The 19,121-nt window shown below is 50.3% G+C and carries 9 protein-coding genes; 8 read left to right on the top strand and 1 reads right to left on the bottom strand.

Annotation, left to right across the window (positions count from 1 at the left end; all coding sequences use genetic code 11):
- Entirely contained in the window at window positions 1-1,347 is a 1,347-nt protein-coding gene (gene mtaB / locus NSQ20_RS22700; RefSeq protein WP_036615072.1) for a tRNA (N(6)-L-threonylcarbamoyladenosine(37)-C(2))-methylthiotransferase MtaB, read from the top strand.
- 113 nt (window positions 1,348-1,460) lie between these two features.
- The gene (locus NSQ20_RS22695; protein WP_036615070.1) at window positions 1,461-1,895 is read left to right on the top strand and encodes an NUDIX domain-containing protein; all 435 of its coding nucleotides are present in this window, start codon (window positions 1,461-1,463) and stop codon (window positions 1,893-1,895) included.
- A 57-nt stretch (window positions 1,896-1,952) separates the two neighbouring features.
- Here NSQ20_RS22695 and NSQ20_RS22690 read toward each other — a convergent pair whose 3' ends face one another.
- Window positions 1,953-2,954, bottom strand: a complete 1,002-nt coding sequence (locus NSQ20_RS22690) for a Na/Pi symporter (protein WP_340030916.1) — start codon at window positions 2,952-2,954, stop codon at window positions 1,953-1,955.
- A 517-nt stretch (window positions 2,955-3,471) separates the two neighbouring features.
- On the opposite strand from NSQ20_RS22690, the gene NSQ20_RS22685 reads away from it, so the two are divergent.
- The 6 genes from NSQ20_RS22685 (at window position 3,472) to NSQ20_RS22660 (ending at window position 18,398) form a co-directional block, all read left to right on the top strand.
- Window positions 3,472-4,848, top strand: coding sequence for a class I SAM-dependent rRNA methyltransferase (locus NSQ20_RS22685; protein ID WP_036672074.1), 1,377 nt, complete (start codon window positions 3,472-3,474; stop codon window positions 4,846-4,848).
- 199 nt (window positions 4,849-5,047) lie between these two features.
- Window positions 5,048-8,551 (top strand): helicase-exonuclease AddAB subunit AddB, encoded by a 3,504-nt coding sequence (addB, locus tag NSQ20_RS22680; protein WP_340030914.1) that lies wholly within the window; start codon window positions 5,048-5,050, stop codon window positions 8,549-8,551.
- Entirely contained in the window at window positions 8,548-12,966 is a 4,419-nt protein-coding gene (gene addA / locus NSQ20_RS22675) for a helicase-exonuclease AddAB subunit AddA (RefSeq protein WP_340030913.1), read from the top strand. Before addB ends, addA begins: the two co-directional genes overlap by 4 nt.
- 59 nt (window positions 12,967-13,025) lie before the next feature.
- Window positions 13,026-14,210 (top strand): exonuclease SbcCD subunit D, encoded by a 1,185-nt coding sequence (locus NSQ20_RS22670; protein WP_017687231.1) that lies wholly within the window; start codon window positions 13,026-13,028, stop codon window positions 14,208-14,210.
- Window positions 14,207-17,626: an SMC family ATPase gene (locus NSQ20_RS22665; RefSeq protein ID WP_340030912.1), complete on the top strand. Its 3,420-nt coding sequence runs from the start codon at window positions 14,207-14,209 to the stop codon at window positions 17,624-17,626. Before NSQ20_RS22670 ends, NSQ20_RS22665 begins: the two co-directional genes overlap by 4 nt.
- Before the next feature lie 427 nt (window positions 17,627-18,053).
- Window positions 18,054-18,398, top strand: a complete 345-nt coding sequence (locus tag NSQ20_RS22660; RefSeq protein ID WP_036674796.1) for a hypothetical protein — start codon at window positions 18,054-18,056, stop codon at window positions 18,396-18,398.
- The last annotated feature ends 723 nt before the right edge of the window (window positions 18,399-19,121 follow it).

Below are 19,121 nucleotides of genomic sequence, written 5' to 3'. Positions count from 1 at the left end.
ATGCCATCCGTGGCGTTTTACACCTTAGGCTGCAAAGTTAATTTCTATGATACAGAGGCGATTTGGCAATTGTTCAAAAACGAAGGTTACGATCAAGTGGACTTTGATGAACAGACAGCGGATGTATACTTGATTAATACTTGTACAGTAACCAATACCGGCGACAAAAAGAGCCGTCAAATTATTCGTCGTGCCATTCGGCGCAACCCGGAGGCGATTGTGGCCGTTACAGGCTGCTATGCGCAGACTTCTCCAGCAGAGATTCTGGACATCCCAGGGGTGGATCTGGTTATCGGTACACAGGACCGTGACAAGATTTTACCATACGTTAATGAAATTCAGGAGTCCCGTCAACCGGTTAACGCGGTACGTAATATTATGAAAACCCGTGTATTTGAAGAAATGGACGTACCGGATTTTGCTGACCGTACCCGCGCGTTCCTGAAGATTCAGGATGGTTGCAATAACTTTTGCACGTTCTGCATCATTCCGTGGTCTCGTGGTCTCTCACGCAGTCGTGAGGCGAACAGCATTATTCAACAGGCGCATCAACTCGTACACGCCGGATACAAAGAGATTGTTCTCACGGGTATTCATACAGGTGGATATGGGGATGACATGGAGAACTATGATCTGACCGATCTGCTGTGGGATTTGGATAAGGTAGAGGGTTTGGAGCGTATTCGAATCAGCTCGATTGAAGCCAGCCAGATCGACGACCGTATGCTCGACGTGATCAAACGTTCCGATAAACTCGTTCGTCACTTTCATATTCCGCTGCAAGCGGGTGATGATACGGTGTTGAAACGTATGCGCCGTAAATATACGACAGAAGAGTTTTACAACAAAATGCTTCGCATTCGGGAAGCAATGCCGGATGTAGCGATTACAACAGACATTATTGTTGGATTTCCAGGTGAGACGGATGAGATGTACCGTAATGGCTATGAGTTGATGCGGAAGATCGGTTTTTCCGAAATGCACGTATTCCCTTATTCCAAGCGTACGGGTACACCAGCAGCACGAATGGAAGATCAGGTGGACGAAGAAGTCAAAAATGCACGTGTGCATGAACTGATTGACTTGTCTGAACAGATGCAGCTGGAGTACGCTGAGCAGTTTGTTGGACAGGTACTGGATGTTATTCCCGAAGGGGAAGCCAAAGGCCGCGAGGGAAGTGGCAAGCTGCACGGTTATAGCGACAACTACATTCAACTGGTCTTTGACGGAACGATGGATATGGTCGGTAAAGTGTGCCGAGTCAAAGTGGTTAAAGCCGGCGTCAACGAGAGTCAGGCTACGCTGGTACGTGTGTTGGAAGAGAATCTTAAGTCCGCCGCGATGTGATCGAGGCGTCAGAAACAAGGATTTCATTTCCTTGGGGAGCTTACCCGGGGAGATGAGGTCCTTCTTTTGCAAAAAATAAGATAAAGATATCGAAGTTGATGGGGGAGAGCACGATGAACAAAAAAGAAATTTCAGCAGGCGGAGTTGTTTATAGAACAGGGGAAGACGGACGTCTTCAAATTCAGCTTATCGTAGATCGTTATGGTAAAACAACTCTCGCCAAGGGCAAAATGGAAGATGGAGAAACAATTGAACAGACGGCACTGCGCGAGATTTTGGAAGAGACAGGTATGGTGGGTCGCATTGTAGAGCCGGTTGATATCATTGCTTACACGTACCAACATGCAGATTTTGGCCCGGTGGACAAGGAAGTTCATTATTATCTCGTTGAAGCCGAGAGTGGTGATCTACAGCCTCAGATTGAAGAAATCAAGGGTGTGGATTGGTATGCTCCGGAAGAAGCATGGTCCTTACAGCAGCAGAGCGGATATGATAATAACGATGATATCTTGCGTGTAGCCCTGAACAAGTTAGGCATTAACGTATAACGCACTATTGTTCGAGTCAGTTAGCCGCGCGCTCTGTGGGTTTGGATAGGCAGATCATCAAGCCACGGGTGACTTCGCCGCGGGGGCGTGGACCGGTGGTTTTTTGTGCCAGATTGGCAAGTAACAGAACGGTAAAGCAAGCAGTGAACTGGTGATGTTAAAAAGGGTCTGGGCATGCGCAATCTGTGCCCCGTTGTCCGCTGACAGCCAAGCCGAAGCTGCATGCAGCTGGCCGATCAGCGGCATAAACAGCAGCGCTCCCGCAATGTTTAATACAACATGGGAGGCTGCGACAAATTTGCCTGCGGATGCTCCGCCCGCGGCAGCAATCACAGCGGTGATGCAGGTCCCCACATTGGACCCGATCACAATGGCGATGCCGATCTCCACAGGCAATACCCCTGTGGCTGCCAGCGTAATCGCCATGCTAATGACAGCTGCGCTGCTGTGAATGAGCGCTGTCAGACAGGCACCTGCCAGGAAGCCCCACCACAAGCTGTCGGCCGAGCGGTCGAGAAACCATTGAAATACGCCCATGCTCCGCAAGGGTAAGGCAATGGATTGCATCACCTGAATGCCTGTCATAACAAGTGCAAATCCGGCAGCTGCGAGGAAGCTGTACTGGATGTTAAACAGAGTCTGACGCGTGCGTTCAGGAGCGGCCAGATTGCGTTCACCAAGAACAACAAACATGGCCCAGCCCGTTAGCGACAGGACGAGTAGCGGCAGGGAAGCACGTCCGATCTGCAGTCCCACCAGCTCCGTCGTCAGGCATGTCCCGATGTTGGTGCCGAGGATGATGCCAAGTGTTCGTCCATAGGTAATTAATCTGGCATTAGCCAGTCCAATGGTGAGTACGGTGACCGCAGTACTGCTCTGTAACAGGGCCGTTGCACCTGCACTGAAGGCCATGCCTTTCCATGGAGCAGAGGTGGCACGATTGAGCCAATCTGCCAACATGGGCCCTGCCATGCGCTGCAAGGCGTTCTCCATCAGCTTCATGCCACCAAAAAAGATAATAAGCCCATAGAGTAAGGGCAATATAACATCTCTAAACATAGAAACATCATTCCTTCCGTCCGGTTCCTTAACTCATCCTATGAGTAAGAAAAGACAACCATGACAAGCCTAAAGGAATTCAGAGGGAAGCGACCTAAATTACCCCACCCCAATTCGAAAGATACGGTGATTCGTGCAAACGTAGTGGAGGGGACGAAATCGAATCTGAAGAAGCGAAGCGTGCGCCTTTGTCTCCGGATTTTCCCTTTTAAAAAAGGGAATCAAAAAAATCTGGAGACAACAGCGATCGGAAGATCGATTCGTAACCGGAACGTCTCTTAACTGCCGCACCCCAATTCGAAAGATACGGTGATTCGTGCAAGCGTAGTGGAGGGGACGAAATCGAATCTGAAGAAGCGAAGCGTGCGCCTTTGTCTCCGGATTTTCCCCTTTAAGAAAGGGAATCAAAAAAATCTGGAGACAACAGCGATCGGAAGATCGATTCGAACCCGGAACGTCATTTACGCGCCGCACCAAACCTATCTTTTCAACTAACTATGAAAGAAGTGGATCTACCTTGCCATCAGTTACACTCGAACGCAGTCGCAAAAAGCGGCTTGAACATGCACATCCATGGATATTTAACAATGAAATTGCCTCTGTTGACGGAAACCCGGAACCGGGAGATCTGGTCAATGTATTGAATCATCAAGGTCGCTATCTGGCGACAGGTTATTACAATCCTGCATCTCAGATCACTGTAAGGGTTGTAGCGTATCAACCGCTGGAGTCCGAACAGATGGACACCGCGTTTTTTGCAGCGCGTTTCCGCGATTGCTTGCGTCACCGGGAACGTTTTATCCAGGATGGAGAGGCATACCGTCTCGTTTACGGCGAAGCTGATTTTCTGCCAGGATTAATCGTTGACCGATTCGGCAGCATTCTCGTTGTACAGTTGCTTACACTTGGCATGGATCGTTGCCGTGAAGCCATCGTACAGGCACTCATTGAAGTAATGCAGCCGGAAGGTATATACGAGCGCAGTGATGTCTCGATTCGTGAACTGGAAGGTTTGGAGCAGACCAAAGGTCCACTGTACGGAGATTGCCCAAGACATGTCACGGTTACAGAGAATGGACTACTCATTAAAGTGGATATCGTGGAAGGGCAGAAGACAGGTTACTTCTTCGACCAACGCGAGAATCGTGCAGCCATCGAACCGCTTATGAAGGGTTGGGGCTACAAGAGTGGAATCACACTACAAACGACCGAGCAGGATGGCACAGAGCAGCTCTTGCCTGTGAATAAAAGTGGTAAAGTAGTTACATTCCCATATTGGGATGGTGCCACTGTACTGGAGTGTTTCTCACACACGGGTAGCTTTACGTTGAATGCTTGCAAGTATGGAGCCAAAAAAGTGACTTGTCTTGATATTTCGGAGCATGCCATTGAGAGTGCACGAACAAATGTGGAGCTGAACGGTTTCACTGACCGGGTCGAGTTCGTAGTTGCTGATGCATTCCAGTACTTGCGTGAACAAGTGAAAGGGCTGGATGAACGTACCGCACGTGCACGTGCAGGCGAACAGAAAGTGGATACATCCAAAGCGCTTGCAGCTGGCGGTAAAACATTTGATGTGGTCATCCTTGATCCTCCTGCATTTGCCAAAACGAAATCAGCAGTTAAAGGTGCATGTCGCGGTTATAAAGATATCAATCTGCAAGGAATGAAACTGGTCAATGAGGGTGGATATTTGGTAACAGCCAGCTGTTCGTATCACATGCGTCCAGACCTCTTCCTGGATACGATTGCCGATGCAGCGGAAGATGCAGGCAAAGTGCTTCGTTTGATCGACTGGAAAGCAGCCGGTAAGGATCACCCACAAATTTTGGGCGTGGATGAAGGACATTACCTGAAATTTGCTATTTTCGAAGTGCGCAGTAAAAAGAATTAATCGTATGATTTTCGTTCCAATCAAATATAGATCAAGTCAAAAGTCCACAGTGTGATAGCTGCGGGCTTTTTGCTGTTTTGCTGTGTTAACGGAGATGATCTCCGGTTTTACCGGATAGTGGCAAACGTATGTTCCGAACCAAGTCAGATATGTTATACTGGGAATTAAAATCTTGTACGTGTGGTTTGGAGGATTAGACATGTCCGTTCGTTTTGTTATTGGCCGGGCAGGCAGCGGCAAAAGCTCGCTGATTACCCGGGAAATTACATCCCTGCTTCAACAAGAACCGCAAGGTACACCTTTAATTTTGCTCGTTCCCGAACAGAGCTCTTTTCGAACAGAGCAGGCATTGGTGTCTTCTGGAGCAATTAAAGGTACCATGCGTGCAGAAGTGCTCGGCTTTCGCCGTTTAGCCTATCGTGTAATGCAAGAAGCAGGTGGTTCTGCTCGTATTCCGATCGGAGCCGAAGGCAAAAAGATGCTGCTCTACAAGGTCATCCAGCGCCGTAAGGAAGAATTGAAGCTGTTTGGTGCATCCGGCAGCCAGCTGGGTTTTATAGGCGAATTAAATGACTTATATAGTGAATTTAAACGTTATGAAGTTGATCCATCAATGCTGGAAGACGGGCTGTCTGGAGGGAATAGCTCATCCACTTCGCCGATTCTGGAGGACAAGTTGCATGACTTGAATCTGATATATCGTGACTATGAACAGGAACTGACCAATTTATATATTGATGATGAAGACACGTTGACCGAGCTGACAGATCGTTTGTCGGAAAGTGCATTGCTGCAGGATGCCCAGATCTGGATTGATGGTTTTCAGGGATTCACACCACAGGAGATGAGTGTGATCGGTAGGCTGATGTTGCAGTCCTCTTCCGTGACGATTGCCCTGACATTGGATCGTCCTTATGATCATGGCGCACTGCCTGGAGAACTGGAACTGTTTTATCCTACGGCAAGTGCCTATGCACGCCTGAAAGGAATGGCTGACGAACTGGGTGTAACGAGCGATATAACCGTGCTAGATTCGGAGATTCCACCGAGATACAAGGATCGTCCGGGACTTGCTCATCTGGAGGCTGGTTTCGACCGGCGAATTCGTTGGAAAAGTGAAGGCCTTGATTCCGGAATCCAACTGGTTGCAGCGGAGAACCGACGAGCTGAGATGGAGGGAGCACTGCGTGAGATGCGGCGCCTGGCACAAAACGAAGGTGCGCGTTATCGGGACATGGCGGTACTTGTCCGGCAGTTGGATACCTACGCTGATATAGTTGAACCGTTATTCAGGGATTATGACGTACCCGTCTTTCTGGACCGGAGAAGAAATGAACTTCATCATCCATTATCTGAGTTTATCCGTTCCGCACTGGATATTGTTCGGCGCCACTGGCGTTACGAGGATGTATTTCGCTGTGTCAAAACGGATTTGCTGCTTCCGCGTGATGGTTCCATCACTCGTGAAGATATGGACCAGCTTGAGAATTATGTACTGGCTTGTGGTATTCACGGGTATCGCTGGACTGACGGCAAACCATGGAAGTATGTACCAAGCCTGTCGCTGGAAGACAACGGTCAGGATGGCCGTAGTCGAGGACGGGACCAGATGCTTTCTTTAATGGAGAGCTGCCGAACGGTCATTACAGATTCCTTGGGTGTTTTTGAGAAGCGAATGAAAAAGGCAAAGACAGCCAAAGCCCAGTGTGAGGCACTATACAGACTGCTGGAAGATGCTGAGATCGCATGGAAGCTGGAGAATATGTCTGCTGAAGCTAAGGCACAAGGTGACCCCGAACGGTCGAGAGAACATCGGCAGATGTGGGGAGCTGTGCTGGATTTATTGGATCAGATGGTCGATATGATGGGGAATGAACGGCTGGATATCACGCTGTTTTCCGGGATGATTGAGACCGGATTGACGGAACTGAAGCTGGGTCTGGTACCACCAGCACTTGATCAGGTTTTGATGGGTTCTATGGACCGTACACGCCTTCAGGACATCAAATACGTATTTATCCTTGGCGCCGTTGATGGTGAATTACCCGCTGTACCTCAGGATGATGGCGTATTAACGGAACTGGAGAGAGCGTTACTGACGGAAAGAGGCGTGGCGCTTGGACCAGGTGCAACAAGGCAGATGCTGGATGAACGTTTCCTGATCTATACGGCACTTACAGCGGCAAGCAGCCAGTTGTGGCTGAGTTACCCGGTTGCTGATGATGAGGGGAAAACACTGCTTCCTTCCGAGATTGTCCGCCATGTACGGAAGATGTTTGGTCTACAAGAACAGCCATTGCTCGCTCAACCACCGGTTGCGAACTCGGAAGAAGCGCATTGGTCCTATGTCACCCATCCAGGTCAGAGTCTGTCTACGCTCATTGGACAATTGCGCAAATGGCGCCGCGGAGAAGACATCCCTGAAATGTGGTGGGCGGTCTACAATTGGCATGTATCTAGAGAGACAAGCAGACCTCAGCTGGAGCGGTTGATGGGATCGATCTTTTATCGTAATCGGGCCTTACCACTACGTACAGCTACCAGTCGCAGACTGTATGGTACAGAGGTGAGGACGAGTGTCTCACGAATGGAGCGGTTCGTTGCTTGTCCGTTCTCCCATTTTGCTTCGCATGGGCTACGCCTCAAAGAACGGCAATTGTACCGCCTTCAGGCTCCTGATATCGGACAGTTGTTTCATGCTGCACTAAGCCAGCTGGCTATGCGGTTGCACGAAGAAAATCGTAGTTGGGGCAGTTTGACTCCAGACCAATGCCGTCAGGAAGCCGAGCAAACTGTGGAGCAGATTGCACCACAGCTGCAAGGGGAGATTTTGCTAAGCACCAAGCGATACGGTTATATTTTCCGCAAATTAAAGGACATTGTTAGCCGGGCATCCGTCATTCTTGGTGAACAGTCCAGACGCGGAAGTTTTGAACCGATTGGGCTGGAGCTTGATTTTGGACCGGATAAAACACTGCCGCCATTACGTTTTGAACTGGAGAACGGTTGTGTGATGGAGATCGTGGGTCGAATTGACCGTGTAGATGTCGCAGAAGGAGAGAATGGTCTGCTCTTACGTGTCATTGACTATAAATCAAGCCAAACGGACCTCAAGTTACATGAAGTTTACTATGGTCTGTCATTACAGATGCTCACCTATCTGGAGGTGCTGCTTAGTGCTGCCGAAGAATGGCTTGGGGAAACGGCGATGCCGGGAGGAACGTTGTATTTCCATGTGCATAACCCGCTGTTGCAATCCGCAAACGGCATGACATCAGAGCAGGCAGGACAAGAACTGCTGAAACGGTTCAAAATGAAAGGTTTGCTGCTGGCCGATCGGGACGCAATCGCTCAAATGGACAACACCCTGGATAAGGGGTATTCAGCAATTATTCCAGTTGCCCTTAAGGCGGACGGAAGCTTTTATAGCAGCGCCGCTGTAGCTACGCCAGAGCAATGGGATACGCTGCTTGCTTCGGTTCGCAGTAATATCCGTGAGATTGGTACCCGAATTACGGATGGGGATGTGGCCATTGAGCCTTATCGTATTCAGCAGGAAGTGGCGTGCACGTTCTGTCCGTATAAGCCTGTTTGTCAGTTTGATGAGAATATAGAAGGAAATGAGTATAACCTGTTGTCCAAACCGGGCAAACAGCAAATCTGGGATATGTTATCTCACACCAAGGGAGGGGAAACATCATGACGAATATGCCAAAACCGGAGGGTAGCTTCTGGAGTGATGACCAGTGGAGTGCCATCTCGGAAAGCGGAGAAGACATACTGGTTGCCGCAGCGGCGGGATCAGGCAAGACAGCCGTGCTGGTTGAACGAATTATTCGCAAGATCGCAGATCCCTCCCAAGGATACAGTGTGGATCGTTTACTTGTAGCTACGTTTACCAAAGCGGCCGCCGCCGAGATGAAACAACGGATTCGGGAAGCGTTGGAACGTGCGCTGGAAGAACAGCCTGGAGAAGAGCATCTGCGTAAGCAGCTGTCGCTGCTTGGACGGGCATCTATTACAACGCTGCATTCATTCTGTATGGAAGTCATTCGCCGTTATTATCAGCAAATTCCGTTGAACCCGGCTTTCCGTATCCTGAATGAAAATGAAGCGGAAATCATGCGGCAGGAACTGCTTGAAGAACTATTTGAGGAAAAATATGGCGAAGAAGATGAAGGGAGTACATTCCGCGAATTAGTAGACTGGTTCAGTGGAGAACGAAACGATGATGCGATGCATCGACTGGTGCAACGTTTGTATGATTTCTCCCGCAGTCATTCCTGGCCGGATCATTGGCTCTCAGAGATGGCGTCTGCTTTTCAGGTGGAAAGTGTAGAGGCACTTGGACATTCAGCATGGGTTCAGAGTATTTTGCGTGATGCGGCTCTTGCTTTAAGTGGTGCAGCAGGATTGCTCCGTCAAGGCATTCATATTTCCATGCAGCCTGAAGGTCCGGCACCTTATGCAGATACGTTAAAAGAAGACCTGGTGATGGTAGAAGAGCTGTTGTCTGCGGTTGAGATTATGCCATGGGAAAGGTTGCCTGAAGTGTTTCAACCCGCTACATTTGGCAAATTGAAACCCTGCAAAAAGGATCAAACAGACCCGGCTTTACAGGATCAGGTGAAGGAACTCCGTGAGGCCGCGAAAAAGGCAGTTACCGACCTGAAAGGTTCATTGTTCGGGAGAAGTGCGTTTGCGTTCTGGCAGGAGTTGGAGCAAGCGGCACCACTCATGCAGGAGTTGTCGAGGTTGGTTAGTACATTTGGAGAACGTTATCGACAGGCCAAACAGGAACGTGGGCAAGTTGACTTCAGTGATCTGGAGCATTACTGTCTTCACATTTTGCGACATGAGGATTCAACGCCTGAACTGTCGATGCCTTCCGATGCGGCTATGGAGTACCGTTCGCGATTCGATGAAGTGTTGCTTGATGAATATCAGGATACCAATACGGTTCAGGAAGATATCGTGAAACTGATCTCCAGAGAAAACCCGGGTAACCGATTCATGGTCGGTGATGTCAAACAGAGTATCTACCGTTTCCGGTTGGCTGAGCCAGGTCTGTTTATGAACAAGTATCGCCAGTATGGAGCGAGCACAAATGAGGACGGAATGGTGGAAGAACGTCTGCATCGTACAGGTCAACGTATTGATCTTGCGCGGAATTTTCGTAGTCGAGCAGAAGTCGTGCATTCGGTCAATATGATATTCCGGCAACTCATGAACGAAGGTGTGGCAGAGATTGCTTACGATGAACGAGCTCAACTGGCATATGGGGCTACCTTCCCGTCAGAAACACTTGGTGATGAGGCGTATACACCTGAACTCATGCTGATCGATCGTCAGGGTGGTGGTCCTGATCTGACAGAGAGTACGGATGAGAATGGGGATGCATCGGTCTCCGCAGAACTGGAGAGTGCCGAACTTGAAACAGCCCAGTTGGAAGCGAGGGCAATCGCAAGGCGTATTCGGGAGATGGTTGGAGACACGGACAAACCTGCCCTTCATGTATATGACAAAGCTCTGCAAACGATGCGCCCGGCACGTTACGGTGACATGGTCATCTTGCTGCGTTCGACCTTGATGTGGGCTCCGCTCATGATTGAGGAATTCAGACAGCAGGGAATTCCTGCTGGAGGAGAACAGAGCAAGGGTTATTTTCAGGCTACAGAAGTGGAAATCATGATGTCTCTGCTTCAGCTTGTTGATAATCCAAGACAGGATATTCCGCTCGCTTCCGTGCTTCGTTCCCCGATTGTTGGACTGGATGAAGAGGAACTGGCACAGATTCGGCTTGGTGACAAAAGACAATCATTCTATGATGCGGTTATATCGGCTGCGGGAGATTGGAGCGATTCCTCCACTAATGCCGTACAACAATCCCGGCAAGATAATCATCCTGATTCCAATATGGTCCAGTTGCAGTGGCCGGAAGCCTGGGCAGAGATGGAACAGGGACAGCGGGAGACAGCAGCTTCAGTCGAGGCAGAGATCCGGGATGATGTCTATGAATCCGATGTGCATACAGATGGAATGCAAGATGCTGGTGTTGCGGGACATGCAAGTGAGGATTTGGGCATAACGGAGATCTCAGGCTCGGAATTACAGCAAAAGTTAATTCGTTTTATGCGTCAATTGGAGCAGTGGAGACTTGAGGCAAGGCAAGGCAGTCTAAGTGAACTGATCTGGCGTATGTATCGGGAAACCGGTTATTTGGACTGGGTTGGTGGTCTTCCAGGAGGGCTGCAACGTCAAAGTAATCTTAAGGCATTGTACGACCGCGCACGACAATATGAGGAATCAACTGCGAATCGCGGCTTGTTCCGTTTCCTGACCTATGTTTCCAGACTGCGGGAAAACGGGGGAGACCTCGGAACTGTAGCAAGTAGCTCTGGTGAGCAGGACAACGCCGTACGTATCATGACGATTCACCGGAGTAAGGGTTTGGAGTTTCCAATTGTCTTTGTCGGTGGCATATCCAAGATGTTTAATCAGCAAGACTTGAACGCACCGTTTCTAATGCATAAGGAATTGGGATTTGGCCCGAGGTTTGTGGATCGTGAGAATCGGGTTGCCTATCCTACATTAGCCAATCTGGCGATTCGTCGTCGTGCGCAATTTGAACTGCTTGCTGAAGAGATGCGTGTGCTGTATGTTGCGTTGACCCGTCCCAAAGAGAAAATGATTCTGCTGGGTACCGTAAAAGATGCCGCGAAAAAAGCGCTGGCGTGGTCTCAGGTCAAAGATAGCCCTGAATTGGCATTGCCAGACTATCTGCTTGCTGCTGGACGGAGTTACCTGGACTGGATTGGACCATCCCTGATGAGACATCCAGATGCGGCTGTGCTGCGTGAACTTGCTGGAAGCAATGATTCGTTCTCAGCCTGTCTTGCAGATGATCAATCACGATGGGCGGTCTCTATTATTTCCGCCGATCAGGTATCCCGTGACCATGTAGTGGATCAGACACTCGGAGAAGAAGACGGGATGACTGAGGTGCGGAAAGAAAGAATTGCTGCGCTAAAAGCCGTTCAGCCTGTGAAGTTGGTTACATCTTCAACTGTAGAAGAGCTGACGAAGATTGTACAAGATACGGCTAACCAAAACATTGAAGATGAAGGTGCAGATACAGTAGCTTTTCAACAAGAGGAGACACGGCTGATCAACGAGGTTGATCAACGGCTCTCATGGACGTACCCCTATGAAGCAGCAACTCAAGTAGCAGCCAGTACATCTGTCACGGAGTTGAAAACGTTACTTGCGATGCAGGATATCCAGTCCGTAGAGGTGATGGAGGAACTGGGAGAACAGTCCGAGAAATTATTGGCTCACAACAACCCAGGAATCAATTACACCAAAGATGAAGCAGGCCATGTACTACGTGGCGTATCCGATGGATCTAACGAGCGTGAGACTGGATCATGGACAGATTTAAACGGTACAGTGAACCTTCCGGATGCGGGATCTGCAGGTACGTCTTTCAAACTGCACCTGCGTCGTCCCAAATTCATGGAGGCAACGCAGTTGACAGGGGCAGAACGGGGGAACGTGTATCATACGTTGATGCAGCATCTTCCTATAGATGGATCATCTGTTGATTCACAACTTATTGAACAGACAATTGAGCGATTGATTAAGCTTCAGATTTTGCTGCCCCATCATGCTGCGGCTATCGAACCTGAAGAACTGGCCGGATTTTTCAATACAGAACCAGGGAAAGAATTATTGCGTGCAGCGTGGGTGAAACGGGAGATTCCGTTTGTGTATGGACTTCCGGCACATCAGTCTCCTGTGGAATGGCTACATGAACGGGCGGCGAACTCAGATATGCAGATAATAAATGAAGATAGCAAAATGCAGGCAACGATTGAAAATGAAACCGTGCTTGTACAGGGGATTATCGATTGTCTGTATGAGGTGGACGGCGAGCTTGTCTTGCTTGATTACAAGACGGATCGGGTATTGGAGCATCGTGGTGGTTTGGTTGAACTCACCAAAAATTATCGCTTCCAGCTAGATCTGTATGGACGGGCCATTGAAGATATATTGGGTCGGAAAGTTGACCGGAAATGGCTGTACTTTTTTGATGGTGGACATGCAGTGGAATTGTAAAAGAACTGGATCGGAATTTAAAACCATGGATTTCATATGGGAGAGGGGTGGAACGGACGATGCGTATTTTGCATACAGGGGACTGGCATTTGGGAAAAACGCTGGAAGGACGAAGCCGACTGCGTGAACAGGAAGATTTCGTTGATGAACTCGTCAGGGTCGCTGATGAGCAGCAGGCGGATGCCATATTGATGGCCGGAGATGTGTATGATTCGGTGAATCCTCCCGCAGCGGCGGAACAACTTTTTTATGAAGCTGCAGCGCGTCTGACGGAGCATGGAAGACCTCTTGTGGTGATTGCAGGAAATCATGATCAGCCAGAACGTGTAGCTTCTGTAACTCCACTTGTAAACAGACAGGGCATTACACTCGTAGGGATGCCTACTTCAGAAGCGGTAACCATCCATGCAAAGCGAACCGGAGAAATTGCACAGATTGCCGCATTACCTTATCCTTCTGAAGCCAGATTGAATGAACTGCTGACAACAGATGGGGACGAAAATGTGCTTCGTCAGGCATACAGTCAGCGTGTGGGCATGTTAATGCAGCGTCTGGCAGCTTCTTTTCGCCCGGATACCGTGAACTTGGCCATGAGCCATATCTATGTGCTCGGCGGACTTGAGAGTGATTCGGAACGTCCGATTCAGATCGGTGGGGCCTACACAGTAGATCCTTCGTCTTTATCGACTGGTGCGCAATACACAGCGCTTGGGCATCTTCATCGTGCACAGGCTGTCAAAGGAGACGGTGTGATTCGATATAGCGGTTCTCCTCTCGCCTACAGCTTCTCGGAAGCAGGGCAGAGCAAGTCTGTTACGATGGTTGATCTGGCGCCGGGGGGAGCAGCACAGGTAGAAGAAGTTTTGTTAACGTCCGGGCGTCCGCTTGTGCGTTGGCAGGCGCGGGGTGGTCTGGCAGAAGTATATCGCTGGCTGGATGAGGGACGTGATCCACAGGCTTTTATCGACATGGAAGTGTGGCTGGACGAGGCGATGTCCCTGAAGGAGATTCAGCAGCTGCGAAAATCACATGAAGGTATCATTCATATTCGCCCGGTGTATCCCGAGATGGCTGCAGCAGGACTTTTGGAGCAACGATCCGAGCTACCTGTACATGAACTGTTCCGTAAATTCTATCAGCGTCAGACGGGTGGTGCACAGCCGGAAGACAGCCTGGTACAGCTTTTCCTGGAACTTGTGGATGAAGACGAGCCGGGTGTGCGTGAGGAGGTCGAGGAAAGATGAAGCCAATTCTATTAAAAGTTGCCGGACTGCAAAGTTATCGGGAGATGCAAGAGATTGATTTTACCGTGCTGACGGAGACGGGACTATTCGGTATTTTCGGTCCTACGGGTAGTGGTAAATCTTCCTTGCTCGATGCCATCACACTCGCCATGTACGGAAAAGTGGAACGCGCGGTGAACGGGACGCAAGGCATTATGAATCATGCAGAGGATTCGTTGTCGGTTGCTTTTACATTTGAACTGATGTCGGCGGAGGGCACTCGAAGGTTCCGGGTAGAGCGACGTTTCAAACGAAATAATGAAGTTTCGGTGAGTAATACGATCAGCAAATTCATAGAGACGGTTAATGGCGAAGAACAGGTACTTGCCGACAAATTGGCAGATGTGAATCGCTGTGTTGAAGATGTGATCGGTTTGAAGATGGATGATTTTACACGGGCAGTGGTGCTTCCGCAAGGAAAGTTTGCCGAGTTTTTGTCACTCAAAGGCAGTGAACGTCGCCAGATGCTGCAACGATTATTCCATCTGGAGAAGTATGGGGACCAGTTGGCCATCAAATTAAGTCGGCGGGTCAAGGATAATGATATGGTTCACCAATCTCTTGCTGCGGAGCAACAGGGACTGGGCAATGCCAGTAAGGAGACGCTGGAAGAAACGAAACGGCTTCTTCAAACCGCTGTTCAGCAGTCTGAATTGTCCCGCAAAGCGCTGGATGAAGCTGCGAAGGAAGCTGAACAACTGGGCAAAATTCGTGAGTTAAGTCACGAACGGCAGGCCCGGACGGATGAACAGCAGAAGCTGAAAGCACTGGAACCACAGATAGAGGCAGGCGAACAGCGGCTGAAACAATCCGTTGCGGCAGATGCAATACTGCCTGCGTTGCAGACGGTTCGAGATGCCACGGCTACACAGAAGCAGCGGCAGGATACTGCCGAGACAGCTCATCAGCAAGCATTGGAACATGAGCGTCTGGCTGTTCAGGAAGCGGAGAAGGCCGAGACGGCACGTAAGCAAATGACTGAGGAAGAACCGAAACTTTTGCTGCGCCTGGAGCAACTCGAACAAGCAAAAGAGCTGCAACGGGAACGGGACGGACTTCAAGCTGATTGCTCGCGCCTCGCGCAGCTGCTGGAACAGGGGCAGAGCGAACAGACTGCGCTGGGACAGCAGCTTGAGAAAGAAAAGGAACTGCAACAGCGCGGACGCAAACGGCGAGAGGAACTACAGGAGAGCCTCAAGCCAAATGAAGTGAAGTCAGAGGAACGCAGGCAACTTCAAGCTGCGCTAGAACTGAAACATCGTGTGAATACTGCCGCGGAGCAGTTGCAGCAAAATAAGGCTGACATGCAAGCCTATAAGCAATCGGCAGAACAGGGAGCCGACAAGCTGAAGGCGGCGGCTGAGGAAGAAAAACGCCTGAGTGATCAGCGTCAGCATCTGGTAGAACAGGCGTCAGAAGGTCTTGAGGCCTTGCTTGCCTGTGAGCAGGACATTAGCCGCGAACAGAGCCTGCTGGCTCTTGCGGAGGAACAGCTGCGTGGCACGATGCGCGAGCAGGAGCTGCACCGGCTGTCCTCCGCCTTGCGCGCCGAACTGCACGACGGCGAGCCATGCCCGGTGTGCGGCTCGCCGCATCACCCGCTCCCGGCTGCCCCGCCGGGAGAAGGTCCGCACGCAGGCGACGCGGACCTGGAACTGCTGCGCAGCCTGCACGCGGAGCTGCAGGAGCTGCGCTTTGGGCTGCGCCAGCAGCTGCACGAACGTCGCAGCCTGCTGACGCAGCTTGGCGCTGCGGCCGGCGAAGCTCCTGCCGCAGCCGAGGCCGCGCCTGCGGCAGCGGAGCCCGAGCCCGCCGGGTCGCCCGAACACGGGCGCTCCCCGGCAGGCTGGGCATCGCGTGCCGCTGCGCTGCGCGAAGCCGCGCAGGCGCTGGCTGGCGCAGCAGCGCCGCTCCAGACCGAAGCCGCCGCGTTGCAGCAGGCGGCTGTGGGCGCGCAGCAGCGCCGCATGGAAGCGGCAGCTGCGCAAGAGGCCGGCCGTGCCGGGCTCACCCAGGCGGAGCGCAAGCTGGCCGAGAGCGAGGCCGCAGCGGCTGCCTTGCAGGGCCGCTGGGCCGCGGAACTGCCCGGCATCGCTCAGGAGGAGGCCAAGGCCCTCTATCAGGCGATGCAGGAGCGCGATGCGCGCGCCGAAGACATCAAGGAACGTCTGAACAAAAGCGTGACGTTCCTTGAGGAAAAAGACCAGATCATCCAATCTCTCCAGCAGAAACTGGTTGAATTGGATAAACAACTGATTCAGTGGCAAACGGAGTGGCAGGGCAATAGCAAACAGCTGGCCGAGAAGGAAGAACGCTTGCGCCAGTGGGTTGGGGAGCAACGGGTAGAAGATCTGATTGCTGCGGCTCAGGCTCGTCTGGATGGACTGCGGAAAACAGCTTCGGACTCGGCACATCGCTTCAAAGAAGCGGACACGCTGAAGCAGGAATCAACGAAGAAAGACGTTATGGCTCAACAGGCAGCCGCCTCGGCCACAGAACATCTGCAGCAGGCACAGGAACGGTGGAAGCAATTGCTGGAACAATCCCCGTTTGACTCGGATGATGCTGTTGTATCTGCGGCGATTCCTTCCCAGGAAGCAGAGCGACTGGCAGGAGAGATCCAGCAGCACCGTGAACGTGAGCGTGAACTGGCATCCCAGTTGCGTGAATTGGAACAAAAGCTGGGTGGTGCTGTCGTATCAGAGGAACAGTGGTTAGCCTGCACCGAACGTTTGCAGCAGGTCCGAATTGAGGATGAGGCTGCCCTTCGTGCCAAAGCACGCGCAGAACGTGATCTGGAGGATGTGGAGCAGCGACATGTTCGCTGGACCGAACTGGAGAACAAGCGAGTGGAGGTAAGCCGTCAAGGTGAGCTGCTCAGCAAATTGCAATCCGCGTTCAGAGGCAATGCTTTTGTCGAGTATATTGCCGAAGAACAACTGATGCAGGTTAGTCATGCGGCATCTCAGCGTCTGCGTTTCCTGACCAAACAGCGTTATTCACTGGAGGTGGATTCCGGTGGTGGTTTTGTAATCTGTGATGATGCCAACGGGGGTGTCAAACGACCGGTATCAACGTTGTCAGGTGGCGAGACGTTTTTGACTTCGTTGTCACTGGCCTTGGCACTGTCGGCCCAGATTCAGCTACGAGGTCAGTACCCACTTCAATTCTTCTTCCTGGATGAAGGGTTTGGTACCCTTGACCCTGAACTGTTGGATACCGTCATTACGTCTCTGGAAAAATTGCATGACGATCGATTGGCTGTTGGTGTCATCAGTCACGTGCCTGAACTGCGTGCACGCTTGCCGCGCAAACTTGTGGTGATTCCGGCAGGTGAGGCCGGAAACGGCTCACGTGTGGTCTTGGAGACTCTGTAGAGGGCAATGTGTAAGCAATATAGATCATAGAAGCGCCTCTAATAGTCCAAGCAAAATGAATATTAGAGGTTGTTCAAAAAGTCCGCTTTTGATTACGAATGGTGCCTATTAAACACGCACTATTACGGAATGTTATTTTTGTGAAAATATTTCTTTTCTTGCTTTTATAACATAGCGGAGTGAGTTACATCACAGATACAGGTTCATCCCGCTGTTATACTACAGTTAAGCCGACAAACTTTATTTAAGTACCCCGGCGGACATCTGATCAGGACGTTTCCTGAATAGATGTCCGCGCAGCAGACTTCCAAGGAAGCCGCTCACGGGGTGCTTCTTTTTTTGTGTTTTTTCGTCAGTAGTGTCAATTCGCCCAGTTCTGAATACCATGAAAAGGTGATCAAGAGCTGAATCAGGGAGGCGTTGGCAAGTGGAAAAAGTGGAAGCAAAGAAAATATGTAAGGAACACATGCACCGTTATGTATGTGTACAGATGAATGACGGTATGCACTACGATGGCATTATGGAAAATGTGGATGACGAAATGATCTACCTGGCTGTTCCCGTTGGACCGGAAGCCATGGTGAATCATGCGAACTGGGCTCCAAATGCAATGCCTGGAGCAAACTATCCGATAGGTCATACTCGCGGATTTTATCCAGGTTACGGCTACCCTACGCCTTATCCGTATTATGGTTATGGCCGTAGACGTTTTAACCGACTGGTGCTCCCGTTATTTGCGCTTACAGCATTAACCCTTTTACCGTACTATTGAGATTAGAAAAAACAGTCATAACTGCAAGTGACACATTTTTATGTACCCTATGGGCATCCTATGAAAATCTTGAAAATAACAAGCTGAGGATGGATGTTTCATTCATGGTACCGTACAGCATGAAATAGAGAGGTCTTATCACATATGTAGTCTCAGCCTGATGTATCGCGATAGTCATTGCAATACAACTGGCAACATACCGAATATCCAAAAAGGTCATGCCTGTGCAGAAGCGAACTTCTGTAAGGCATGACCTTTTTTTGAATCTAATTAGTGTAAGGTCGATGATGAATTGATGGCACATAACGTGTATTTAACTACTGAAAGCAGACCTGACCTGAACGTGTACGCAGCAGCAATCGGTGTACTGCATCCTGAATATGCGAGAACGTTTCTATGTGCGAGCTAACGATCAAGACACCGCATAGCTTTAATTCTCTATTCCATAAAAAGCTTCGCTTCGTGTGGAATCGATGCTGTTCTCTTGCCCGCGGTTGGAGGAGCGGAGCATGATGTGAGCGCTGACGAATCTGAGGCATCTTATTTAAGCCTTTGAAGCGCCCGCAGAATTTTAAGGAATCTGATACACGTTATAACCGAATAAACAGCCGCTTTCAGCATTTTTTTGAGTTATTTCGGGAAATAACGTGCCTGATGTTCCTTATAATTTCAAATGAGAGCCTGAACATCAAATAAGACGTCCTTGTTCCTTGGAAAATCGTC

This window comes from Paenibacillus sp. FSL K6-1122 (assembly GCF_037977015.1).
Classification (GTDB): Bacteria; Bacillota; Bacilli; order Paenibacillales; family Paenibacillaceae; genus Paenibacillus; species Paenibacillus amylolyticus.
The sequence above is the reverse complement of the archived record's forward strand: the minus strand, read 5'-3'. Positions and strand labels throughout refer to the sequence as shown.